The organism is Neiella holothuriorum (assembly GCF_019457915.1).
Lineage (GTDB): Bacteria > Pseudomonadota > Gammaproteobacteria > Enterobacterales > Neiellaceae > Neiella > Neiella holothuriorum.
In genome coordinates, this window is the sequence record NZ_JAHZSS010000002.1 from 44,417 (window position 1) to 67,423 (window position 23,007).

Below are 23,007 nucleotides of genomic sequence, written 5' to 3' on the forward strand. Positions count from 1 at the left end.
ACACAAATTGCCTTTTCAACTCTTATCGTTGAACCGCCTGTCTACTTAGTCAGGTTTATTTTATGGAAGAGAGATGCGGTTAGAGCTATTAGGTCTGAGTAAAAGATATCCGGGGTGTGTAGCCAACGACGCCGTCAGTTTGAAAGTAGAGCCAGGCGAAATTCACGCCATTCTTGGCGAAAATGGCGCAGGCAAAAGTACCTTGATGAAGATGATCTATGGCGTTGTGAAGCCAGACGATGGTCAAATGATGTGGAATAACAAAGAAGTAGAAATCAAAGGGCCTGCCCATGCGCGTCAACTAGGCATGGGTATGGTGTTTCAACACTTCTCCTTGTTTGAAACCCTTACTGTCACCGAAAACATCGCTTTATATTTAGAGCCGTCAGAAGTCAGCAGCATGGCCGCCTTACGGCAGCATATTGAAGCGGTGGCGCAAGAATATGGTTTAGCGATTAATCCCGATAGAAAAGTTGGTAGTTTGTCGGTGGGCGAACAGCAACGGGTGGAAATCATTCGCTGCCTTATTCAAGACATTAAGCTGCTCATACTTGATGAACCAACGGCGGTGCTGACACCGGCCGAAGCCGATCACCTGATCCAAGTGCTCAAACAGCTAGCAAGCAAAGGCTGCAGCATTCTGTTTATTTCACACAAGCTTCATGAAGTGAATGCCCTATGCGATCGAGCAACAGTTTTACGGGCAGGTAAAGTGACTGGAAGCTGTGTTCCCCGTGAAACATCACCAGCTGATATGGCGCGGTTGATGCTGGGTGATGAACTAACCCTCACCGAAACATTTACTGGCGGCAAAACAGCCGACTTATTACTGCAACTCAAGCAAATAGAGGTGGCACCAAACGATCTATTTGCCATTCACCTCCGAGATATCAACCTCAACTTACACCGTGGTGAAATTGTTGGCCTTGCTGGTGTTGCCGGCAATGGTCAAGACGAATTAGTCGATCTGCTCAACGGTGAAATCGCCGCAAACGCAGGCCAAATGACACTGTCGGGCCAGAGCATTACGCCTTTGTCAGTCCAACAACGTCGCCGCCTTGGCATGGCAGTCGTGCCAGCCGATCGCATTGGCCGCGGCGCCGTTGGCACCATGAACCTGACCGAGAACAACTTGTTGACCGCGAGTATCACCCACGGCACCAAGGGCGGTTTGATTAACTGGCAAGCGGTCAGTCAGCGCACCAAACAAATCATTCAGCGCTATAAAGTGAAAACCACCGGCGAACACGAGCAAGCCGATAGTCTGTCGGGCGGCAACTTGCAGAAATTCATTCTAGGCCGAGAAATAGAACAAGCGCCGCAAGTGCTCATTTGTTTCCACCCAACTTGGGGGGTAGACGTTGGTGCCGCCAACCTCATTCATCAGCAACTCATTGCGTTACGCGATCAAGGCGCCGCCATTTTGGTGTTGAGCGAAGATCTTGATGAACTTTATTTATTAGCCGACCGACTGGGAGCACTGTGTGCCGGTCAACTATCACCGGTCATTGCCAAAGATGAAGTGTCACTAGAACAACTCGGCCAATGGATGGCGGGCCAGTTTGACAGCAAGGAGACCAGCCATGCGCATTGAAAAACGACTGCAGCCATCGCGCACCATGGTACTGATGTCTCCGGTACTGGCTTTGGTATTAACACTGCTTACCGGCGCAGCGCTGTTTAAACTATTGGGCCACCCCGCCGGGCTGAGTTTATATAACTACTTTATTAACCCAATCAGCGACTGGTATGGCGTTTCTGAGCTACTGGTTAAAGTCACCCCGCTTCTTCTTTGTGCGATCGGTTTAATGCTGTGCTTTAAGGGCAAGGTATGGAACATCGGCGCCGAGGGCCAATTCATTTTTGCCGCTTTAATTTCTGGCTATGTGTCGTTGCAACTATTGCAAGCAGAAGGATTCTGGGTATTGCCAGTCATTATTCTGTCTGGCGCGCTGGCGGGCATGGCATGGGCAGGCGTTGCTGCGTTGCTGAAAACTCATTTTGGTGCCAGCGAAATCCTGACCACCATCATGCTCAACTACATCGCCCTCAATTTATTGTTGTGGGGCGTTCATGGGCCGCTTAAAGATCCTGATGGTTACAACTTTCCTGAATCGGCATTGTTTACCGACCAAACCTTGTTGCCGTTACTGTCTGAAGACTACCGAGTCACCGTAGCCATTTACATTGCCTTATTTATGTTGGCCGTGGTTTGGTTTGTGCTCAGCAAAACCCTATTCGGTTTTCAGATTCGCGTGTTAGGTGAGAGTGCCAGAGCTGCCAATTTTGTGGGTTACAACAGCAAATTATTGATTTGGATGTTGCTCCTGTTCAGTGGCGCAATGGCTGGGGTCGCCGCGGTGTCAGAAGTGAATGGGCCTGTAGGTCAGCTCATTCCAACGCTCAATTTAGGCTACGGCTACGCCGCCATTATTGTGGTGTTTATGGGCCGAATGCACCCTGTTGGCATCTTGATTGCCAGCTTCTTACTCGGCTTAACTTATGTGGGTGGCGAAATGGTGCAAATTGAGCAAGGAATGCCAAAAAGCATTGTTGGCTTGTTTCAGGGGATGTTGTTGTTCTTCCTGTTAGCTTGCGATTTATTGATTCACTATCGATTAGTGTTGCCCAACTCGGCTATTCCCTCTTTTTCCTCGCGTCGCTCTAAACAGGTAGTTTCCTAATGGATATCGCTTTTATCGATAACGTGTTGTTCGCCACCGTGCGAACAGCAACACCACTGTTGTTAGTCGCGCTGGGCGCCATGATGTCTGAACGTGCTGGTGTGCTCAACTTGGGACAAGAAGGCATGGTACTGGTGGGTGCGGCGCTGGCTTTTATTGCCGCTTACGTCACAGGCAGCATGGGCTGGGGCGTTTTGGCTGGGGCATTTGCCGGTATGTTGGTGTCGGTTTTGTTTGCCTTCATTGCGTTGTCACTAATGGCCAACCAAGTGGCAACCGGATTAGCGCTGACTATCTTTGGAACTGGCCTTAGTGCATTCATTGGCGCCGACTATGTGGGCCAATCAATCACGGGGTTAAGCCCTATTGCGATTCCCTTACTCAGCAATATTCCGTTAGTAGGAAAAGCGCTATTTGCCCAAGATTTGTTGGTGTACCTAAGCTTCGGTTTATTCGCAGGATTATGGTGGATCATGCGCTCTACTCGCCTTGGTTTGATTATTCGAGCCGTTGGAGAAAACCCTCAAGCCGCCCATGCGCTGGGCTATCCGGTCATCAAAATTCGTTATCTTGCAGTGCTATTTGGCGGCGCGATGGCGGGGCTAGCTGGCGCCTATTTATCACTTTCTTATACCCCAATGTGGTCAGAAGGTATTGCTGCAGGTAGAGGCTGGATTGCGCTCGCGCTTGTGGTCTTCGCCAGCTGGCGCACCCAGCGAGTATTGCTTGGAGCTTGGCTGTTTGGCTTTGCCAGTATTTTACACCTGCTTCTACAAGGCTATGGCTATGACATTAGTCCAAACCTACTCGGCATGTTGCCGTATCTAGTAACCATTATTGTGCTGGTGATCATGATGCGCCGTAAGCAAGGGATCGGTGACGCACCGCGCTCCCTTGGTCGACCATTTTCACCATCGAGATAACAGCCTGAGTGCTATTAATCATTACAAGGAACAATCCATGAGACGTATCCGATTTAGCCCATTACTGGCAATCCTAGCAATACTCTTTAGCGCATCATCATCTGCAGATCCGCTAAAAGTCGGTTTTGTTTATGTATCACCCGTGGGCGATGCAGGCTGGACTTATATGCATGAACAGGCACGGCAAATTGTCAGTGAAGAATTTGGCGATCAAATAGAAACTGCGTTTGTTGAAGGCGTTGCCGAAGGCGCCGATTCAGAGCGGGTTATCCGTAAAATGGCAAAGTCAGGCTATGACCTGATTTTCACCACGTCATTTGGTTACATGAACCCGACTATTAAGGCAGCAAAACGCTTTCCCAAAGTAACCTTTGAACACGCCACCGGTTATAAGATGGCGAAGAATGTGGGTAACTACATGACTCGCGATCACGAAGCTCGATACCTTGCGGGTATGGTAGCCGGTGCTATGTCTAAAACCGATGTACTAGGATTTGTTGGCGCTTTCCCTATTCCCGAAGTGGTGCGTGGCATCAACGCCTACATGCTTGGCGCCCAACAGACCAACCCCGATATCACCATGAAAGTCATTTGGGTCAACACCTGGCATGATCCAGCGCGCGAACGAGAAGCGGCAGAAAGCTTGATGCTACAAGGGGCTGATGTATTGGCCATGCACACCGATTCTCCGGCGATTATTCAAGCCGCTGAAGCCAACGGTAAATATGCAACAGGGTTTAATTCGGATATGAGCGTGTACGGTCCTAACGCTCATCTGACCTCTGCGATGCAGCATTGGCATAACATGTACCGCGATAAAATTCAGGCCGTTCTTGATGGTAGCTGGAAACCAACTTCGGTTTGGCACGGCCTTAAACAAGGCGCTAACGATATTGCGCCAATTCATAGCGATGTCCCCGACGAAATTGTTGCCCTGGTGGAGCAGCATAAGTCACAAATCGTTGCCGGCGATCGCAATGTTTTTCAAGGGCCAATATACAATCAACTCAATAGCATCATGGTGCCAGAGGGTTCACAAATGAGTGATGCCGAATTGTTGAAGTTCAACTGGTATGTCCAAGGAATCGAAGGAAAGATCCCTCAATAAATAAAGGTGAGTATATCTGCTATGTCGCCAACAAAATTGCAAACTAAACAGGATTTTGACCCGTCGGAAACACCGACGGGGAAGTACAAGCCCGGCAAAATTCGGGACAGAAATCTCAATAATATTATTACCGCAGCAGCTGAAGAGTTCGTGCAAAACGGCTACAAAGGCGCAAGCATTCAAGCGATTGCAGATAGAGCGGGCATTCCCAAGGCGAATGTTCACTATTACTTCAAGAGCAAATCGAATCTGTATGTAGCAGTGCTCGATAACCTGATCTCGCTGTGGAATGATTTTCTCAACTCAATTACTGAAGATGATGATCCGGCTGTGGTGCTGGATGCCTTCATCCGCAGAAAAGTCGAGATGTCCTATACCCATCCGCGTTCATCAAAGCTGTTTGCGATGGAAATTATTCAGGGTGCGCCTCATTTAAAAGAGTATTTGCGTACTGATTTACGCCAATGGGTTCGCGATAAAACCCATGTTTTCAATGCTTGGATTGAGCAAGGGCGAATGGAGCCGGTCGATCCGGTTCATCTCATCTTTCTGATTTGGTCATCAACCCAACACTATGCCGATTTTGATGTCCAAATCTTGACCATTATGAATCGCGCCGAATATGAGCAAGATATGATTGATGGTATTGCCGACTTCCTAAGCGGCATGATTCTACGAGGTTGTGGCTTGCAACTACCCGCTAAAGCAGACCAATAGAGAGTTCGACAGTGGCAACGGATAGCAATCGATTATGGATAAAACAGCCTCTCGCCTGCTGGACAGGTAACGATCAAGACGCCAGCAATGGCGCCTTGATTGAAGGCAACACAATTGTCGAGCTAGTAGGTGCAGGTCAAGAGCCTAAACTCAGCTATAGCAAGCAATTTGACGCCTCTTCTGTCGTATTATTACCGGGCCTTATAAATTGCCATCATCACTTTTATCAAACCCTGACCCGAGCCGTCCCTGCCGCATTAAACAAAGAACTGTTTCCGTGGTTGCAAACCCTCTACCCCATTTGGGCCAACTTAGATGAACAGGCAATTTATCTATCGACTCAATTAGCATTGGCAGAGTTGTTATTGTCGGGTTGTACCACGGCGGTTGATCATCACTATATATTCAGCAAGTCATTAGCAAATGCCACCGATATACAAGTTGCTGCGGCTAAAACGACCGGTGCGCGCGTGGTTCTAACTCGTGGCTCTATGAGTCTCGGGCGTTCTGCTGGTGGTTTACCACCAGATAGTGTGGTGCAAACAGACGATCAAATATTGGCTGAAAGTGAACGGCTCATTGGTCAATTTCATGATCCAAGTGACGACGCCCTGTGCCAAATCGCATTGGCACCCTGCTCACCATTTTCGGTCACACCTGAGCTGATGAAACAAACCGCCCGATTGGCGGCGCAGCAACAGGTTTTGCTTCATACCCACTTGGCTGAAACCGAAGATGAAAACCAATTTTGCTTACGCCAATTTGGTCTACGGCCGCTAGATTATCTTGAGTCGGTCGGCTGGCTTCACCAGCAAACGTGGCTGGCCCACGGCATTCATTTCAATGCGGATGAAATCAAGCGCTTGGGTGATGCTCAAGTCGGCATCAGTCATTGCCCATCATCCAATATGGTGCTGGCTTCCGGCATTTGTCCAACGCAAGAATTAACAGCCGCCGGTGCTCATGTTGGTTTAGGGGTTGATGGTTCAGCATCCAATGATGGCTCAAACCTAATTCAAGAAGCGCGTCAGGCCATGTTGTTAGGCAAACTGAAATACGGCGCCGCTAATTTTAGTCACCATGATGCATTGCAAATGGCAACGGCCGGTGGTGCATCCTTGTTACATCGGCCGAAACTAGGCAGCATCGCGGTCGGCCAGCAAGCCGACTTAGCCTTATTTGGCCTCGATGAGGCGCGTTTTTCTGGCGCTGGCGACCCTGTTGCAGCCTTGCTTTTATGTGGTTCCCATAAAGCCGAACATGTCATGGTTGCAGGCCAATGGCAGGTGTTACACGGTCAGTGCTGCCAACTCGACTTGGAAGCATTACGCGTAGCCCATCATTTGGTGGCACAACAGTTATTACAAAAAGCCCAATAAACAAAAGTTTGCTTACTTACGTCAGCGTAAGGCTAAGCTGATTTATTTTCGGGCTCCCCCATTCTGTCATCCAGCAATCAGGCATAACCGTTGCAATAACGTTAATGAACCTGAGCATTTTCAACTAAATAACCAGCATTGTTAACGCAAGCCATTACTACCGCACCAATAAATGCTGTCTCAATGGTCAGGTTACGTGCAACCGCACCGCGACTGTGCGGTTCGGCAGTCACTCAATAATAACAAGCACTATCGCTGGAGATATGACATGAAACACCTACTTATATTGGCTGCAACAGCCATGTTGGGCGCTTGCAGTTCAACCCAAACAACACCACCGCTAAGCCAACAAGGCTCAGCTAAAGTTGGTGTGGTCGTTCTTGTCGACGAAGCACCAACCCACATTCATCACGGCAGTCTGGCATTTTTTGACTTTGCCAAAGCACAACCCACCGAACACAATTATCAGCAGCAACTGGGTGATGCGGTTAGCCAATTACTTGAGCAAGCAAATCATCAAGCCGTCGCACTCAGCCCAACTTCAACCCTCATGGCTGAGCGCAGCAATCTATTTACCTATTTGTCAGCTGACATGGCATTTGAGGCCGATGTGGCGTCAGAGTTGAACACTATGGCAAGCGCCAATCAGCTTGATTATGTCATTGCAATTTATCCAAAAAAGGTAGCGGTTGACCCCAAATCCAACGATTACGTTGCCGGCTTAGGCTTGTACAGCTACTGCAATTTTGGCCATTGTAATGCGGCAGTATTAAGTAGTGTTGACGCCAGAATTTATGATGCCTCCGCTGGCAAAGCCGTGGCTATTTCTGCACTTGAGTCGTACCAGCAAATCAATTTAAACACCATTGAGCTCGCTGATGATCCATCCAAACTAGCACCAGATACCATAGATGCCGCGGCACAGCAGGGTGTTGATGCCTTCGTTAAACGTTTAACAGTGATGCTGCAACAGGCCGGCATGGTGTAAACAATCCCCACAGCAACGAATCATAAAAAAGCCCGCATTCAGCGGGCTTTTTTATATCAGTAACAACATTATGATCGATTAAGCGTTTGATTAAATTCGCTAAAGATACGCTTGGGTTGCGTGTTAAAACACACTTTTATGGGGTGCAAACCTGCCTCAGCAGAAGCTTTCATCATCACGCCTGCCGTAGCAGCATCCAGATGCTGGCGCGGGCGACCATCCCAGCGGGTCGTTGGCATAGATAAATCCGATGTCGCTAGGTAAGGCTGGTCGGTAACTTGGTGGCCAACCTGCAGTGCTAACTGTTCGCCTTCACACAGCAATGGGTTAACAGCAATGAGCACGGCTAAGGTATCCCAAAAGTAATACTCACCGGATGCAATAAACCAATCATTTTTATCCAGTACCCTATCCCAGAATTGACTCGCAGGCGTCTTAACCTGCTGTTTAAATTCTGCCGCAACGGATTCGGTGACCCTAACGGAATTAGTCACATCTAAGCCAACCAACTCAATGGCAAGGCCAGACTGCAGCACCAGATCAGCTGCCAGCGGATCAACGAATATATTCCATTCAGCCTGCTTATTAGGGTGGCCATCGGTGAAATTAGGCACAATGATGTTGCCTTTCTCGTGAACGTTGCCGCCCATGATCACCAGTTTGTCTACTTTGGCTTTGTCTTCAGGATATTGGGCTAACCACTGCGCAATATTAGTCAGCGGACCGGTAGCAATCAGCGTGGTCAGCTGCGTTTGTTCCTGCAACGTCTGATGAATTAATTCAGCAGCATGTAATGGACTCGCCACTCGCGTACTGGCTGGAATCTCTACTCCCGATAAAGTGTCGGAATCGACGCGCCAAGGCTCAGGAAAAACTGCATAACCATCCAATGGATAAGCATCGCCACAGGCAAAAGGTAATTCGCTCGGTGCATCGGCAATCAAATCAATTAATGCTGCCGTATTGCGCAAACCGGGCTGACAACGACTTTCACCACTGGAAGAAATGGTAATGGCTTTAACGTCTGCGTCTGGGTGTTGCAGCAAGTACAGCAAGGCAGCCCAGTCATCAATGGCCATGTCGTTATCAAAGATCACCGGCTTGGCAAAACTAACGGTGCTCCACAGCACCGTTACAACGATAAACAGCAACTTCACTGCTTAGCTCCAGGCAAGGTATCCTGATAGGTTTGCCAGTCAGCTAACAAGGCATCAAGCACGACCGAGCCCATTTCATAGGCGGCTTCAATGGCAGGAAAGCCATCATCCGGGTAATCAGCGGTGGTAGACCATGCTGCTGTTTTACCTTTAGGCGGCATCGAGTAGTTGCTGACGGTTCGCAACACTAAAACACGTTCGGCATCCACCAGTCCGGTTCTGTCCAAACGATGCAATGCTGTAAGAGTGCCGTTATCTTCCATGTTGGTGGTCATAAAGGATGACTCTTTACCCGCATGAAGTTGCATCCAATCGTTTGCCCAATTATTGAGTAATTCACCGTGCCAATAGGTACTTGAGCCTATGGTGTCACCAATAGTGACGAACGGTTTTTTCTGAGCATTGGGGTAGCCGTTGTACATGGCTCTAAATTCGGAAATTGCCTTGGTATCGGTCACCGAATAATCTTTGGTTAACTCATACGCCCAATCCACCATGGCTTCATTCAAACCAAAGTGAATGGTATCAACCGTCCAACCCGTGGCTTCTTGATTAGGTTCGTACGCACCCAGTGGGATCAAGCCATATTCCCAATCTTTAGGAATTTCACGGCCATCAATTTCATACAGTAAATCACCATCAACCACATGCTTGGCCCAAACGCCGGTTCCCAGCGATACATCTTCCGGATCGCCGCCGCCAATACCTGCAATTAACCAATAAGCTTTTGATAAATCGAATCTTGGATCCATGCCAAGCGCCATAATTGATGCTGTGGCATTGGTAACACCACCACCAGTGCACATTGCTAATACACCAGCATCATTAATGTGCAGAGGATGCTGCCCCATAGGGAAATCAATGGGCTGGTCAATTTTTCCGCGTTCAATCCAAAGTTGATATTCGCCTGCGCGATCGCCTGTCAGCTCGCCGCTTTCAAACATCGATACGACAACGGCTTTAATTTCAATTTTTTCAGCAGCTTGAGTCTGCATTACCAATCCAAACGTCAGAGCAAGGGTGGCTGACATTGTTTGCAACTTCATGTTGTACTCCATAACCCATAAGAAAACGCTTCACGGATCAGAAATGCAAAATATTGGCCAATCGGTTATTTTTTTAGAAGTATGCAGCGACTGTTGGCTGAAAACTCAGCGCAGGAACAGCCATTGATAAAGAACAAGTAACGGGATGGGTCAAAGGGAAGTCGTGCCGACAAATAAAAAAGCCACCTTTAGTAAGGTGGCTTTCATTAGTACACAGCAAACTGACTTAGAACGCGTAGCTCAGCTTCACGCCGTATTCTGTGTTGGTTTTTTCTGCTTCTTCAAAAGGTTCAGAGTCATATTCAACTTCAGCATCAAAGCTAAGTGACATGGCTTCCGTTAAACCAAACTTAATACCACCGTTGGCGGTGGCACGGAGATCACCCAAATCATCTAATACTGGTTGCAAATACATGCGGCCATACAGTTCGAATGGGAAATCACCTTTACGATTCCAAACCCATTTACCGTAGAAATTACCACGCCAGTTAGACTCAGTTTCACCAGTGCTTTCTGACTCTTCTTCTTCAACAAAACCGCCAACACCAAATGTGGTATTCAGCAAACCTGTTTCTGTTTCACTCGCAAAGCGCCAACGAACACCAGTACCTGCAAGCTTACGGCTGTTTAAGTCGTCAAATTTGTCATATTCGTATTGAACGAAGTTTTCCCAGTCGAAACGCTCGCTGAAAAAGTTGTTTTTGATCCAGCGACCGTGAACAAACAAATCATCTTCATCTTTTTTGTCGTCGGTTTCGCCATAGTTGTAATTAACAATCAGTAAGGCAGTGCGTTCGCCAGCAACATGGCGGCCCAGCAGGCTAACTGAGTATTCTTGTTCGTCTTTGCTGCCCGACTCACCACTCAAGCCCAAACCAACGGTGCCGCTAAAGCCTTCGTTTGGGGTACTTGAAGTATCAATTGGGGTGATCGCTTGAGCAGCAAATGAAGCGCCGAGCAACGCGCTTGCGATTAAACTTTTGTGAATAAGAGACATACCTTCTCCTTGTGGAAGAGCACTGAAAAATAAAACTGAGGCGAACCGCTGCAACAGTTCGCGCAAACCAGCAAGTTGTTATGGCGCTATTAAAACAACAGACACAGCGCGGCTCAATGCTTATTTTCATTGGCTTGACGAGATTTTTTGAGAATATAGTAAAGTTAGCGCTCAACATGACGCCTAAATGCATACAAAGATGCCAACGCGTCATTCCAATTAACTTCCACAATAACGAATCAAAATGACAAAAATTAACATCATGGTCGGCACAATGCTCGGTGGTTCTGAATACGTAGCCGACTGTTTGGCCGATGATTTGAAACTCGCCAACCTCGACAGCACAGTGCACTCTGAATTTAATGATCTAGCTGATTATGATCTCAATGATATTTGGCTGATCTGCACATCAACACATGGTGCCGGCGATTTACCCGACAATATTGAACCGCTGGCTGAGTTATTACGCCAGCAACCGGATTTAAGTTCATTGCACTACGGTGTTATTGGAATTGGTGATACCAGTTACGACACCTTTAATCAGGCCGCCAAAACCCTCGATCAACTGCTCCAACAATGCCAAGCCAACCGACTTGGTGAGCCTTTATATATTGATGTTCAAGCCAATGATTTACCCGAAGAGCCAGCTCAACAGTGGTTAAAGTCTTGGATCGAACAAAATTCAGACAAATTAAACTGTGGATAACCCCATTAATATCCATTGTTTCTATCTTGGTTATTCACTGGATAAGATCGTTCACTCGTTCACCTGTGGATAACCCACTCTTTTGATCACTGGATACACAAGGCTAGATCCCAGTTAGATCACAAATTTCAAAGCTTATTACTTATTGATTAATAATATAAAAAGTTAGTTACCCACAAAGATCTGGTTCCTTAATAGTAATAAAAATAAGATTATATAAAGATCTTCTTAAAGATCATTAAGGATCGACCAAACGATCTAATCTGATCCTTTGCTTTCTCTTCTGACAGTTCGCAGTTAAAATACCCGGCTACGTTTTACTAGAGGATTGATTCATGGATCTCGCCCAACATTTTGATGTCATCGTCATCGGCGGTGGTCATGCGGGAACAGAAGCCGCATTAGCGGCTGCTCGCACAGGCCGTAATACGTTGCTGCTGACGCACAACATTGAAACGCTTGGCCAGATGTCTTGTAATCCAGCCATTGGTGGCATTGGCAAAGGCCATTTGGTAAAAGAAATTGATGCCTTAGGCGGCGCCATGGCGTTGGCAACCGATCGCGCCGGTATTCAATTTCGGACGCTAAATGCCAGCAAAGGGCCAGCTGTTCGCGCCACTCGAGCGCAAGCCGATCGCGTACTCTACCGAGCTGCAATTCGAGAAATCATTGAAAATCAGCCAAATCTTCAAGTATTCCAACAAGCTTGTGATGATTTGATCGTTGAAGGCTATCAGGTCAAAGGCGTTGTCACCCAAATGGGACTGCGGCTAAGCGCATCCACCGTGGTGCTTACCACTGGAACCTTCCTTGCCGGTCAGATCCACATTGGCTTAGAAAATTATTCGGGTGGCCGTGCTGGCGATCCGCCTGCGATCGCATTGGCGCACCGGTTACGTGAATTACCACTGCGAATCGATCGTCTTAAAACTGGAACACCACCACGGATTGATGCCCGAACCGTTGATTTTTCAGTGATGCAGCCACAACCTGGCGACACTCCAACGCCGGTATTTTCGTTCATGGGCAATGGTTCAATGCATCCGCGGCAGATCCCGTGTTACATCACGCATACCAACGCTCAAACCCATGACATCATTCGTGCTGGCCTCGATCGCAGCCCCATGTTTACTGGCGTGATTGAAGGTGTTGGCCCGCGTTATTGTCCGTCGATCGAAGACAAAGTAACGCGCTTTGCCGATAAAAATTCTCACCAAATTTTTGTTGAACCGGAAGGCCTAACTACCCATGAACTCTATCCAAATGGCATTTCAACAAGCTTGCCGTTTGACGTTCAGGTGAGCCTGGTTCGTTCGATGAAAGGGTTTGAACAAGCCCATATCACACGGCCTGGTTATGCCATTGAATATGACTTTTTTGATCCTCGCGATCTGAAAGCATCACTGGAAAGCAAAGTCATTCAGGGTTTGTTCCTAGCTGGCCAAATCAACGGCACCACAGGCTATGAAGAAGCTGGAGCGCAGGGCTTGATTGCTGGTCTTAACGCTGCTCGCCAAGCTGCGGATCTTGATCCTTGGTCACCCACACGGGATCAGGCTTACCTTGGTGTACTGATCGATGATCTGGCAACTTTGGGTACCAAAGAGCCTTACCGCATGTTTACCAGCAGAGCTGAATACCGACTGCTGTTGCGCGAAGACAACGCCGATAGCCGTTTAACCGAGCAAGGTCGAGCACTTGGCTTGGTTGATGATGCACGCTGGCAACGTTTCTGTGAAAAACGAGATGCTGTTGAGCTTGAAAAACAGCGTTTGAAAGACAACTGGGTGCACCCAAATCATCAAGCTGCTGAGGCACTTAATCCGTTATTGAAAACGCCATTAAGCCGCGAGCACAGCCTAGAAACGCTGTTACGTCGCCCCGAAATGACTTACCAATCGCTGATGTCGATAGACGGAATTGGCCCCGGGATCGACGATGCCGAAGCGGCCGAACAGGTTGAAGTTCAAATCAAATACGCCGGTTACATTGAGCGTCAGCTCGATGAAATCGCAAAACAAAAACGTCATGAGCAAACCTTGCTACCAACCGATCTCGACTTTGCTCAAGTACCGGGCCTTTCCAACGAAGTGGTGGCTAAACTGAACGACACCAAACCGCAAAGCGTTGGTCAAGCTTCACGGATCTCTGGCATCACACCGGCGGCGATTAGTGTGTTGTTAGTTCATCTGAAAAAAATGGGATTGCTAAGGAAATCTGCGTAAATGAGTCAACTCGCCAAACTGCTAAAACAAGGTCTTGCCTATCAACAGCTTGAACTATCTGATGAACAGCAAAATCAGCTAATAGGCTACGTTGAGCAGCTAAACAAGTGGAACAAAGCTTATAATTTGACGTCTGTGCGTGATCCGAACGACATGATGATTCGTCACATTCTTGATAGCTTAGCGCTTGCTCCGCACCTCGATCCAAATGGCAATTACATTGACGTTGGCACCGGCCCAGGCCTGCCGGGTATCCCATTGGCAATTGCCCTACCCAATGCCAACTTCACTTTGCTCGATAGCCTGGGTAAGCGCGTTCGGTTTATGACCCAAGTTCGCCACTTGCTGAAACTCACAAATATTGAGCCAGTTCAAAGTCGAGTTGAAAGCTTTGAGCCTTCGCAACCTTTCGATGCAATTGTCAGTCGCGCGTTTGCCTCAATCAATGATATGCTCGGCTGGTGCGGTCATCTGGGAACTCAATTTTTGGCCATGAAGGGTCAATACCCTACTGAAGAACTTGCTGAATTGCCTGAAAAATTTTCGCTTTCAGCCAGTCATCAGCTGGATGTTTTTCAGCTCCCGGAAGAGCGTCATTTAATCGTTATTGAGCAATCATCCACTTAATCCAAAGCCGGAGTACCCGTGGGCAAGGTAATCGCAATTGCCAATCAGAAAGGTGGCGTGGGTAAAACAACCACAGCCGTTAATCTGGCAGCTTCCATGGCTGCAACTAAACGAAAAGTGTTGTTAATCGACCTCGATCCGCAAGGTAATGCCACCATGGGCAGCGGTGTCGACAAGTACGATGTTGAGCACACCGCTTATGAGTTGCTGGTGGACGAAAAGCCGCTTCAAGAAGTGGCGATTAAAGAAACTGCCGGTGGCTATGATTTGATTGCAGCCAATGCGGATGTTACCGCCGCTGAAATCAAACTCATGGAAGTGTTTGCCCGCGAAGTGCGTCTTCGTAATTCGCTTAAATCGTGCATGGATCATTACCAATACGTATTCATCGACTGCCCGCCGTCATTGAACTTACTGACAGTCAATGCCATGTCGGCCGCTGATTCCGTACTAGTGCCAATGCAATGTGAGTATTACGCCTTAGAAGGCCTTACAGCATTGCTCGAAACCATCAACCAATTGGTGTCGGTCGTTAATCCAAACCTACATGTCGAAGGTATTTTGCGGACCATGTTCGATCCGCGTAATCGACTGGCCAACGATGTGTCCGATCAGTTGCGATCACACTTTGGTGACAAGGTTTACCGCACGGTGATCCCGCGTAATGTTCGTCTTGCCGAGGCGCCTAGTTTTGGAGCCCCTGTGATGTATTACGATAAAGGTTCTACGGGCTCAAAAGCTTATTTGGCATTGGCTGGTGAAATTTTACGCCGAGCTGAGCAACCATCGGAAGATGACTCACCAAACAACGAAACAGCCGCTTAACCAAGGAGAAGCTGCAATTCATGTCTGCTAAAAAACGAGGCTTAGGAATGGGGCTGGAAGCACTGCTGTCCAACAGTCAGGCTGCCCGCGATAAATCCTTAGAAGCAAACGAATCAGAAGTGAACGTGTCTGAATCGGCTAATGAATTGAAAAAGCTGCCTATCGAATTATTACAGCCGGGTAAGTATCAGCCTCGAAAAGACATGTCTGCTGAAGCGCTGGAGGAGTTAGCGAGCTCCATCCAAGCACAAGGCATCATCCAACCAATTGTCGTTCGCCCTATCAGCCCAGAAAACTATGAAATTATCGCCGGTGAACGACGTTGGCGCGCGGCCCAGCAAGCGGGCCTAGACGTTGTTCCCTGCTTGGTCAAAGAAGTGGCCGACAATGCGGCAGTAGCGATTGCTCTCATCGAAAATATTCAGCGCGAAGATCTCAATGCGATGGAAGAAGCCATTGCACTTAACCGGCTGATGAATGAATTTGAATTGACCCATCAGCAAGTTGCTGAAGCGGTGGGTAAGTCTCGTACCACAGTCACCAATTTATTGCGTCTTAACAGCCTGCTAGAGCCCGTTAAAACCATGCTTGAACATGGTGACCTAGATATGGGCCATGCACGCGCTCTGTTAGCCTTAGAGGGCGATGTTCAGGTTGATGCTGCACGCACAGTGACGGCCAAAGGTCTTTCGGTCCGAGAAACCGAAAAACTTGTTAAAAAGTTGCTAACTCCAGCCAAACCAGCCGCGGCAAAAGCCATCGATCCAAATGTTGAAGCGTTACAAAATGCATTAAGTGAACGCTTAGGTGCCAGTGTTGCGATTAGTTGTAATACCAAAGGTAAAGGTAAATTGGTCATAAATTACACTAGTTTGGACGAGCTAGATGGCATTTTGGGACGAATAAACTAAGGTTATGGCGCGAATGTTTTTGTTGTTTCTTTGTGCACCAGTTGTTAACGATATGTATCGCCTCTTAAATGCGATGTTAACTGGTTGCTTTTTGGCTGCGGAAAGACATAGAATCCGCCAGCTTTGTTGTAATAGTTGATGCAGGTCAATGTTTAGCTTCGTGCTTTTACGAGAAGGTCGGTCTGCTCCGAAGCATGCAAAGCTTCAGATGCAGATTGCTGGATTAAATCTGGCAAAAAAATTGTTACGAGCGCAAGTGGTAGTAGCAGTCGCAATGACGCTTCTGGCTCTGGTGTTTGGAGTCCAATTGGCAATAGCCGTTGGTTTGGGTTGTCTAGCAGCCTTGATTCCTTACGCCTTGTTCGTTTATCTTGCTTTTGCTTTTTCAGGCGCGCGGATGGCCCAGGCCACTGTGCGGGCTTTTTATCTTGGCGAAGCAATAAAAATAATATCCAGTGTGGTGATTTTAGTTGTCACGCTGCTACTATTTAGGCCCTACGCAGAATGGGTATTGGTTGCATTCACTGTAACCATGGTACCGGTTTGGCTAGGTCCTTTATTTTTGAAAACTAGATAGAAATCGGGATGATTTATGGCTGCCTCAGGTGAAACTCTGACTTCTGCAGGGTACATCAAGCACCACCTAACGAATTTGCAGTATTGCTCTGCAGAGAACATGGTTGACGGACACTGTTCAGGCTTCTGGACATTTAATGTTGACTCGCTGTTCTGGTCTGCTGTTCTTGGTGTTGTTTTCCTGTTCCTTTTCCGCTCCGTTGCCAAAAAAGCCGATACCGGCGTTCCTGGCAAATTCCAATGCTTTGTTGAAATGATCGTTGAGTTCGTTGATCAAAGCGTCAAAGATACCTTCCACGGTCGTAGTCGACTCATTGCGCCATTGGCGCTGACGATTTTCGTCTGGGTATTTTTGATGAACTTGATGGATTTGATCCCAGTTGATTGGATCCCTGAAGTGGCAATGATGGCTGGTATTCCTTACATGAAGGTTGTGCCGCCAACAGACTTGAATATTACCTTTGCGCTGGGCTTCAGCGTATTCTTCCTAATCTTGTTCTACACCGTCAAAGTGAAAGGTGTAACAGGATTAGTGAAAGAGCTAACACTGCACCCGTTTAGCTCTCCAAACAAATTCGTTCAGGCGTTATTCATTCCAGTCAACTTGTTGCTGGAAAGTGTCACCCTGATCGCTAAGCCTGTATCGCTTGCCTTACGTCTGTTCGGCAACATGTATGCAGGTGAATTGATCTTCATCCTAATTGCCCTGATGTATGGCGCTGGCGTTTTGCTTGGCGGCTTGGCAGGTGTGTTACAGCTTGGCTGGGCCATCTTCCACATTCTGGTGATTACGTTGCAGGCCTTTATCTTCATGATGCTGACCATTGTTTATTTAAGCATGGCCAGTGAAGACCATTAATTTATAAGTAATTTTCATTTTCACACATAACAACCATTTGATTGGAGACACCAATGGAAACTGTACTGGGTCTTAAATTTATCGCCGTAGCTCTGCTGATCGGTTTCGGTGCCTTAGGTACTGGTATCGGCTTTGGTTTGCTGGGTGGCAAATTCCTGGAAAGCTCTGCCCGTCAACCTGAACTGGCGCCTAAACTACAAGTACAAATGTTCATTGTTGCGGGTCTGTTGGACGCTGTAACCATGATCGGTGTAGGTATCGGTCTATACATGCTGTTCGCTCTTTAATATTTGAAAAACATTGTTTTTCTACTTAGATATTAACCAGCGGATAGAACCAACGAAGGAGGAGCGGTCGTGAGTATTAATGCTACCCTTATCGGCCAAACCATTGCCTTTTTGATTTTCGTTTGGTTCTGTATGAAGTTTGTTTGGCCGCCATTAATGGCTGCCATTGAAGAACGTCAGAAGAAAATTGCTGACGGTCTCGCGGATGCAGAAAAAGCTGAGAAGCGTCTTGAATTGGCCGATGTGAAAGCAAAGGATCAACTCAAGCAGGCTAAATCAGAAGCAAGCGAAATTGTTGAACAGGCAAACAAGCGCAAGAACCAGATCGTTGATGAAGCGAAAGTTGAAGCCCAAGCTGAGCGTGAAAAAATTATCGCTCAAGCCCAAGCTGAAATCGAGTCAGAACGTAACCGCGCTCGTGAAGAGCTGCGTACACAAGTTTCTGCTCTGGCAATTGCCGGCGCCGAGAAAATCTTGGAACGTTCCATCGATCCTGCCGCCCATAGCGACATCTTGGACAAACTGGCGTCTGAACTTTAACGGAGGGTTGACGAATGTCTGAATTGACAACTGTCGCCCGTCCGTATGCGAAAGCGGCGTTTGATTACGCTGTTGAGCACAAGACGTTAGACAAATGGTCCACCATGCTGTCCTTTGCGGCAGAAGTCGCCAAGAATGAAACAGTTGCCAAGATTCTGGCAAGCGGTGAAGCGCCTGAGCGCATTGCCGATCTGTTCATTCAGGTGTGTGGTGACGAAGTTGATGAACAAGGTCAAAACCTGTTGAAGGTAATGGCTGAGAATGGTCGTCTGGCAGCGTTGCCGGAAGTTCAATCGATGTACGTGCAACTGGTGACCGAGCATCAAAAACAAGCGGACGTGCATGTCACATCTGCTGCTGAATTGACCGATGCTCAACAGAAGCAAGTTATTGAAGCGATGACCAAACGCTTATCGCGTGACGTTCGTCTCCACTGCACTGTAGACGCCGAGTTAGTCGGCGGCATGATCATCAAGGTCGACGACCTGGTCATTGATAATACAGTGCGTGGCAAACTGGAGCGCATGGCAGAAGCGCTGCAATCCTAATCGGGGAATTAGAGCATGCAACTGAATTCCACAGAAATCAGTGAACTAATCAAACAACGTATTGAGAAGTTCGATGTAGTAAGTGAAGCTCGAAACGAAGGTACTATCGTTTCAGTTTCCGACGGTATTATCCGTATTCATGGCCTTGCTGATGTCATGCAGGGCGAAATGATTGAATTGCCTGGCAATCGTTATGCAATTGCACTGAACCTTGAGCGTGACTCGGTTGGTGCGGTTGTAATGGGTCCTTATGCGGATCTGGCCGAAGGCGTAAAAGTTAAATCCACCGGCCGTATTCTGGAAGTTCCAGTGGGTCGTGGCCTGTTAGGTCGTGTTGTTAACACCTTGGGTGAGCCAATTGATGGTAAAGGCCCAATTGATAACGACGGCTTCTCGCCAGTTGAAGTGATTGCACCGGGCGTAATTGAACGTCAATCAGTATCTCAGCCGGTAGAAACAGGTATTACCGCAATTGACTCGATGATCCCAATCGGCCGTGGCCAGCGTGAGCTGATCATTGGTGACCGTCAAACCGGTAAAACTGCCATTGCTATTGATGCTGTAATCAACCAGAAAAACTCTGGTATTTTCAGCGTATATGTAGCGATTGGCCAGAAAGCATCAACCATTGCTAACGTTGTACGTAAGCTAGAAGAACACGGCGCATTGGATAACACCATTGTTGTTGTTGCCTCTGCTTCTGAAGCGGCTGCGTTGCAATACTTGGCACCATACTCTGGTTGTGCCATGGGTGAATACTTCCGTGACCGCGGTGAAGATTCATTGATCATCTACGATGACCTGTCTAAGCAGGCCGTTGCATATCGTCAAATCTCACTGTTGCTGAAACGCCCACCAGGCCGTGAAGCATTCCCAGGTGACGTATTCTACCTCCACTCCCGTTTGCTTGAGCGTGCTGCTCGCGTTAACGCTGACTACGTAGAGAAATTCACCAAAGGTGAAGTGAAAGGTAAAACCGGTTCTTTGACCGCCCTACCAATCATTGAAACCCAAGCTGGTGACGTATCTGCATTCGTACCAACCAACGTAATTTCGATTACCGATGGTCAGATCTTCCTAGAATCTGACATGTTCAACGCCGGCTTACGTCCTGCTGTGAACCCAGGTATTTCGGTATCTCGTGTTGGTGGTGCTGCTCAGACCAAAATCATCAAGAAGCTCGGTGGTGGTATCCGTACCGCACTGGCTCAGTACCGCGAAGTACAGGCATTTGCCCAGTTCGCATCTGACCTTGATGACGCGACTCGTCGTCAGTTGGAGCACGGTCAACGTGTTACCGAACTGATGAAGCAGGCTCAATATGCGCCACTGTCCACTGCTCAAATGGCTGTGACTCTGTATGCTGCAGAGAACAACTACCTGGACAACGTAGAACTGGCCAAAATCAACGATTTTGAAGCCTCTCTACACTCGTTCGTAAGCAGTGAGTACGGTGAGTTGATGAATACCATCAACGAATCGGGCAACTACAACGACGACATCGCCGCCTCTTTGAAAGAAGCGCTCGATAAGTTCGTCGCAACACAAACCTATTAAGAAGCGGACCGCAAGGTCCACTTCCAAGTTTGGAGTAGAAGATGTCCGGCGCAAAAGAGATTAAAACGAAGATCGCGAGTGTAAAAAACACTCAGAAGATCACCAGCGCGATGGAAATGGTCGCAGCCAGTAAAATGCGCAGAGCGCAGGATCAAATGGCTGCATCTCGACCATATGCCGAAAATATGCGCAAAGTGATTGGTCATATTGCGCTTGGTAGTTTGGAGTATCGCCATTCCTATTTGGAAGAGCGTGAAGCCAAGCGTGTCGGCTACATTATCATTTCTACAGACCGTGGCTTATGTGGCGGCCTCAACATCAACTTGTTCAAGTCAGTCATCAATGACATGAAAGCTTGGCAAGACAAAGACGTTGAAGTCGACATGGCACTGATCGGCAGCAAAGCAACTGCGTTTTTCAACAGCTTAGGCGGTAACGTAATTGCACAAGCTTCCGGCCTGGGCGACAGCCCATCGGTACAGGACCTAATTGGTACTGTGAAGGTGATGCTGGAGAAATACGATAATGGTGAAATTGACCGCCTCTACGTGGTAAGCAACAAGTTTGTGAACACGATGAAGCAGGATCCGACCATTGATCAGTTGCTGCCTCTACCTAAGTCAGATGACGACGATTTGAAGCATCGTTGGGATTACATCTACGAGCCAGATGCCAAAGAACTGCTCGATCAGTTATTGGTACGCTACACCGAATCACAGGTGTATCAAGGCGTGGTAGAAAACCTGGCATGTGAACAGGCCGCACGAATGGTAGCGATGAAAGCCGCTACTGATAACGCAGGCAACCTAATTGACGACTTAACGCTGGTGTACAACAAAGCCCGTCAGGCTAGTATTACCCAAGAGTTGACCGAGATCGTCTCCGGTGCGGCTGCCGTGTAGGTAGAGAATCAAACGAGATTCAGAGGAAATACAATGAGTAACGGTAAAATCGTCCAGATTATCGGCGCCGTTGTGGACGTAGAGTTCCCACAAGAGGCCGTGCCACAGGTATACGATGCGTTAACTGTGACTAGAGTGGATCTGGTATTGGAAGTTCAGCAGCAGCTGGGTGGCGGCGTTGTTCGTACCATCGCCATGGGTGCTTCTGAAGGTCTTCGCCGTGGCGAAGAAGTAGTTAATACCGGCGAAGGCATCAAAGTACCAGTAGGTACCGCGACCCTCGGCCGTATCATGAACGTCTTGGGTACGCCTATTGACGAATGTGGCCCAATCGGTGAAGACGAGCGTTATGTAATTCACCGTGAAGCGCCAAGCTATGAAGATCAATCAAGCTCAACTGAGCTACTCGAAACAGGCATTAAGGTTATTGACCTCGTATGTCCGTTCGCTAAGGGTGGTAAAGTTGGTCTGTTCGGTGGTGCCGGTGTTGGTAAAACCGTAAACATGATGGAGCTGATTAACAACATCGCCCTGCAACACTCTGGTTTATCAGTGTTCGCTGGTGTAGGTGAGCGCACTCGTGAGGGTAACGACTTCTACCACGAAATGCAGGAAGCTGGCGTTGTTAACATTGAGAAGCCAGAAGAGTCAAAAGTAGCCATGGTATATGGTCAGATGAACGAGCCACCGGGTAACCGTTTGCGCGTTGCATTGACTGGCCTAACAATGGCTGAGAAATTCCGTGACGAAGGCCGTGACGTACTGCTGTTCGTTGATAACATCTATCGTTACACCCTAGCTGGTACTGAGGTATCTGCACTGTTGGGTCGTATGCCATCGGCGGTAGGTTACCAGCCTACTCTGGCCGAAGAGATGGGTGTTCTTCAGGAACGTATTACTTCAACTAAAACTGGTTCGATTACCTCGATCCAGGCGGTATACGTACCAGCGGATGACTTGACTGACCCGTCTCCAGCAACCACCTTTGCTCACTTGGATGCAACGGTTGTACTGAGCCGTGATATTGCTGCTCTGGGTATTTACCCTGCGATTGACCCACTGGATTCTACCTCTCGTCAGTTAGATCCATTGGTAATTGGGCAAGAGCACTACGAAGTAGCCCGTGACGTACAGTCTCAGCTACAGCGTTATAAAGAGCTAAAAGACATTATTGCGATTCTGGGTATGGACGAATTATCTGAAGAAGATAAGTTGATCGTAGCCCGCGCTCGTAAAGTTCAGCGTTTCTTATCACAACCATTCTTCGTAGCTGAAGTATTCACCGGCTCGCCTGGTAAATACGTAAGCTTGAAAGATACTATCCATGGCTTTAAAGGCATTTTGGCTGGTGAGTATGATCACTTGCCAGAGCAGGCTTTCTACATGGTTGGTAGCATCGACGAAGCGGTTGAGAAAGCGCAAAACGTTTAAGCATACGACCATTA

The 23,007-nt window shown here is 47.9% G+C and carries 23 protein-coding genes; 20 read left to right on the forward strand and 3 right to left on the reverse strand.

The annotated features are described in order from the left end of the window. Positions 1–73 precede the first annotated feature (73 nt). The 7 genes from K0504_RS02035 to K0504_RS02065 all read left to right on the forward strand — a co-directional run bounded on the left by K0504_RS02035 (position 74) and on the right by K0504_RS02065 (position 7,799). On the forward strand, positions 74–1,594 hold the full coding sequence (locus K0504_RS02035) for an ABC transporter ATP-binding protein (protein WP_220102490.1): 1,521 nt from the start codon (positions 74–76) through the stop codon (positions 1,592–1,594). Beyond that, entirely contained in the window at positions 1,584–2,684 is a 1,101-nt protein-coding gene (locus K0504_RS02040) for an ABC transporter permease (RefSeq protein ID WP_220102491.1), read from the forward strand. The genes K0504_RS02035 and K0504_RS02040 overlap by 11 nt, the downstream gene beginning before the upstream one ends. Further along, the gene (locus tag K0504_RS02045; RefSeq protein WP_220102492.1) at positions 2,684–3,607 is read left to right on the forward strand and encodes an ABC transporter permease; all 924 of its coding nucleotides are present in this window, start codon (positions 2,684–2,686) and stop codon (positions 3,605–3,607) included. The genes K0504_RS02040 and K0504_RS02045 overlap by 1 nt, the downstream gene beginning before the upstream one ends. A 37-nt stretch (positions 3,608–3,644) precedes the next feature. Then, on the forward strand, positions 3,645–4,715 hold the full coding sequence (locus K0504_RS02050) for a BMP family ABC transporter substrate-binding protein (RefSeq protein WP_220102493.1): 1,071 nt from the start codon (positions 3,645–3,647) through the stop codon (positions 4,713–4,715). Between the two features lie 21 nt (positions 4,716–4,736). Then, the gene (locus K0504_RS02055; RefSeq protein WP_220102494.1) at positions 4,737–5,432 is read left to right on the forward strand and encodes a TetR/AcrR family transcriptional regulator; all 696 of its coding nucleotides are present in this window, start codon (positions 4,737–4,739) and stop codon (positions 5,430–5,432) included. An 11-nt stretch (positions 5,433–5,443) separates the two neighbouring features. After that, positions 5,444–6,811, forward strand: coding sequence for an 8-oxoguanine deaminase (locus K0504_RS02060; protein WP_318837911.1), 1,368 nt, complete (start codon positions 5,444–5,446; stop codon positions 6,809–6,811). A 268-nt stretch (positions 6,812–7,079) separates the two neighbouring features. Further along, positions 7,080–7,799 carry a hypothetical protein gene (locus tag K0504_RS02065; protein ID WP_220102495.1) on the forward strand — a complete coding sequence of 240 codons (720 nt, stop codon included), beginning with the start codon at positions 7,080–7,082 and terminating at the stop codon, positions 7,797–7,799. A gap of 68 nt (positions 7,800–7,867) precedes the next feature. On the opposite strand, the gene K0504_RS02070 is transcribed toward K0504_RS02065, so the two are convergent. From K0504_RS02070 to K0504_RS02080, 3 genes are all read right to left on the reverse strand, one after another. Beyond that, positions 7,868–8,956 (reverse strand): nucleoside hydrolase, encoded by a 1,089-nt coding sequence (locus K0504_RS02070; RefSeq protein ID WP_318837912.1) that lies wholly within the window; start codon positions 8,954–8,956, stop codon positions 7,868–7,870. Then, positions 8,953–10,002, reverse strand: a complete 1,050-nt coding sequence (locus K0504_RS02075) for a purine-nucleoside phosphorylase (protein ID WP_225917918.1) — start codon at positions 10,000–10,002, stop codon at positions 8,953–8,955. Before K0504_RS02075 ends, K0504_RS02070 begins: the two co-directional genes overlap by 4 nt. A 226-nt stretch (positions 10,003–10,228) precedes the next feature. Further along, positions 10,229–10,999, reverse strand: a complete 771-nt coding sequence (locus K0504_RS02080) for a DUF481 domain-containing protein (protein ID WP_220102497.1) — start codon at positions 10,997–10,999, stop codon at positions 10,229–10,231. A gap of 244 nt (positions 11,000–11,243) precedes the next feature. Here K0504_RS02080 and mioC point away from each other — a divergent pair, with 244 nt between their 5' ends. The 13 genes from mioC (at position 11,244) to atpD (ending at position 22,993) form a co-directional block, all read left to right on the forward strand. After that, positions 11,244–11,705: an FMN-binding protein MioC gene (gene mioC / locus K0504_RS02085; protein WP_220102498.1), complete on the forward strand. Its 462-nt coding sequence runs from the start codon at positions 11,244–11,246 to the stop codon at positions 11,703–11,705. 335 nt (positions 11,706–12,040) lie between these two features. After that, positions 12,041–13,930, forward strand: coding sequence for a tRNA uridine-5-carboxymethylaminomethyl(34) synthesis enzyme MnmG (gene mnmG / locus K0504_RS02090; protein ID WP_220102499.1), 1,890 nt, complete (start codon positions 12,041–12,043; stop codon positions 13,928–13,930). Further along, complete coding sequence (gene rsmG / locus K0504_RS02095; protein ID WP_220102500.1) at positions 13,931–14,557, forward strand: 16S rRNA (guanine(527)-N(7))-methyltransferase RsmG; 627 nt, start codon at positions 13,931–13,933, stop codon at positions 14,555–14,557. It abuts the gene before it with no gap. An 18-nt stretch (positions 14,558–14,575) separates the two neighbouring features. Next, on the forward strand, positions 14,576–15,382 hold the full coding sequence (locus tag K0504_RS02100) for a ParA family protein (protein WP_220102501.1): 807 nt from the start codon (positions 14,576–14,578) through the stop codon (positions 15,380–15,382). 20 nt (positions 15,383–15,402) lie between these two features. Next, positions 15,403–16,293 carry a ParB/RepB/Spo0J family partition protein gene (locus K0504_RS02105; protein ID WP_220102502.1) on the forward strand — a complete coding sequence of 297 codons (891 nt, stop codon included), beginning with the start codon at positions 15,403–15,405 and terminating at the stop codon, positions 16,291–16,293. 208 nt (positions 16,294–16,501) lie between these two features. Next, positions 16,502–16,870, forward strand: coding sequence for an ATP synthase subunit I (locus tag K0504_RS02110; RefSeq protein ID WP_220102503.1), 369 nt, complete (start codon positions 16,502–16,504; stop codon positions 16,868–16,870). 15 nt (positions 16,871–16,885) lie between these two features. Continuing rightward, complete coding sequence (gene atpB, locus K0504_RS02115; RefSeq protein ID WP_220102504.1) at positions 16,886–17,728, forward strand: F0F1 ATP synthase subunit A; 843 nt, start codon at positions 16,886–16,888, stop codon at positions 17,726–17,728. A 53-nt stretch (positions 17,729–17,781) separates the two neighbouring features. Next, positions 17,782–18,015: a F0F1 ATP synthase subunit C gene (atpE, locus tag K0504_RS02120; RefSeq protein ID WP_220102505.1), complete on the forward strand. Its 234-nt coding sequence runs from the start codon at positions 17,782–17,784 to the stop codon at positions 18,013–18,015. A gap of 69 nt (positions 18,016–18,084) precedes the next feature. Then, a complete protein-coding gene (atpF, locus tag K0504_RS02125) occupies positions 18,085–18,555 on the forward strand; it encodes a F0F1 ATP synthase subunit B (RefSeq protein ID WP_220102506.1) in 471 nt (156 codons plus the stop codon). A gap of 14 nt (positions 18,556–18,569) precedes the next feature. Next, entirely contained in the window at positions 18,570–19,103 is a 534-nt protein-coding gene (atpH, locus tag K0504_RS02130) for a F0F1 ATP synthase subunit delta (protein WP_220102507.1), read from the forward strand. 15 nt (positions 19,104–19,118) lie between these two features. After that, a complete protein-coding gene (atpA, locus tag K0504_RS02135; RefSeq protein ID WP_220102508.1) occupies positions 19,119–20,660 on the forward strand; it encodes a F0F1 ATP synthase subunit alpha in 1,542 nt (513 codons plus the stop codon). A 41-nt stretch (positions 20,661–20,701) separates the two neighbouring features. Beyond that, positions 20,702–21,562 carry a F0F1 ATP synthase subunit gamma gene (gene atpG / locus K0504_RS02140; protein WP_220102509.1) on the forward strand — a complete coding sequence of 287 codons (861 nt, stop codon included), beginning with the start codon at positions 20,702–20,704 and terminating at the stop codon, positions 21,560–21,562. A gap of 33 nt (positions 21,563–21,595) precedes the next feature. Continuing rightward, positions 21,596–22,993 (forward strand): F0F1 ATP synthase subunit beta, encoded by a 1,398-nt coding sequence (gene atpD / locus K0504_RS02145; RefSeq protein WP_220102510.1) that lies wholly within the window; start codon positions 21,596–21,598, stop codon positions 22,991–22,993. The last annotated feature ends 14 nt before the right edge of the window (positions 22,994–23,007 follow it).

Excerpts from the sequence above, each read along its gene's own strand:
- K0504_RS02035 (WP_220102490.1), top strand. The coding sequence starts at position 74 with ATGCGGTTAGAGCTATTAGGTCTGAGTAAAAGATATCCGGGGTGTGTA.
- K0504_RS02040 (WP_220102491.1), top strand. The coding sequence starts at position 1,584 with ATGCGCATTGAAAAACGACTGCAGCCATCGCGCACCATGGTACTGATG.
- K0504_RS02045 (WP_220102492.1), top strand. The coding sequence starts at position 2,684 with ATGGATATCGCTTTTATCGATAACGTGTTGTTCGCCACCGTGCGAACA.
- K0504_RS02050 (WP_220102493.1), top strand. The coding sequence starts at position 3,645 with ATGAGACGTATCCGATTTAGCCCATTACTGGCAATCCTAGCAATACTC.
- K0504_RS02055 (WP_220102494.1), top strand. The coding sequence starts at position 4,737 with ATGTCGCCAACAAAATTGCAAACTAAACAGGATTTTGACCCGTCGGAA.
- K0504_RS02065 (WP_220102495.1), top strand. The coding sequence starts at position 7,080 with ATGAAACACCTACTTATATTGGCTGCAACAGCCATGTTGGGCGCTTGC.
- K0504_RS02075 (WP_225917918.1), bottom strand. The coding sequence starts at position 10,002 with ATGAAGTTGCAAACAATGTCAGCCACCCTTGCTCTGACGTTTGGATTG.
- K0504_RS02080 (WP_220102497.1), bottom strand. The coding sequence starts at position 10,999 with ATGTCTCTTATTCACAAAAGTTTAATCGCAAGCGCGTTGCTCGGCGCT.
- mioC (WP_220102498.1), top strand. The coding sequence starts at position 11,244 with ATGACAAAAATTAACATCATGGTCGGCACAATGCTCGGTGGTTCTGAA.
- mnmG (WP_220102499.1), top strand. The coding sequence starts at position 12,041 with ATGGATCTCGCCCAACATTTTGATGTCATCGTCATCGGCGGTGGTCAT.
- rsmG (WP_220102500.1), top strand. The coding sequence starts at position 13,931 with ATGAGTCAACTCGCCAAACTGCTAAAACAAGGTCTTGCCTATCAACAG.
- K0504_RS02105 (WP_220102502.1), top strand. The coding sequence starts at position 15,403 with ATGTCTGCTAAAAAACGAGGCTTAGGAATGGGGCTGGAAGCACTGCTG.
- K0504_RS02110 (WP_220102503.1), top strand. The coding sequence starts at position 16,502 with ATGCAGATTGCTGGATTAAATCTGGCAAAAAAATTGTTACGAGCGCAA.
- atpB (WP_220102504.1), top strand. The coding sequence starts at position 16,886 with ATGGCTGCCTCAGGTGAAACTCTGACTTCTGCAGGGTACATCAAGCAC.
- atpE (WP_220102505.1), top strand. The coding sequence starts at position 17,782 with ATGGAAACTGTACTGGGTCTTAAATTTATCGCCGTAGCTCTGCTGATC.
- atpH (WP_220102507.1), top strand. The coding sequence starts at position 18,570 with ATGTCTGAATTGACAACTGTCGCCCGTCCGTATGCGAAAGCGGCGTTT.
- atpA (WP_220102508.1), top strand. The coding sequence starts at position 19,119 with ATGCAACTGAATTCCACAGAAATCAGTGAACTAATCAAACAACGTATT.
- atpG (WP_220102509.1), top strand. The coding sequence starts at position 20,702 with ATGTCCGGCGCAAAAGAGATTAAAACGAAGATCGCGAGTGTAAAAAAC.
- atpD (WP_220102510.1), top strand. The coding sequence starts at position 21,596 with ATGAGTAACGGTAAAATCGTCCAGATTATCGGCGCCGTTGTGGACGTA.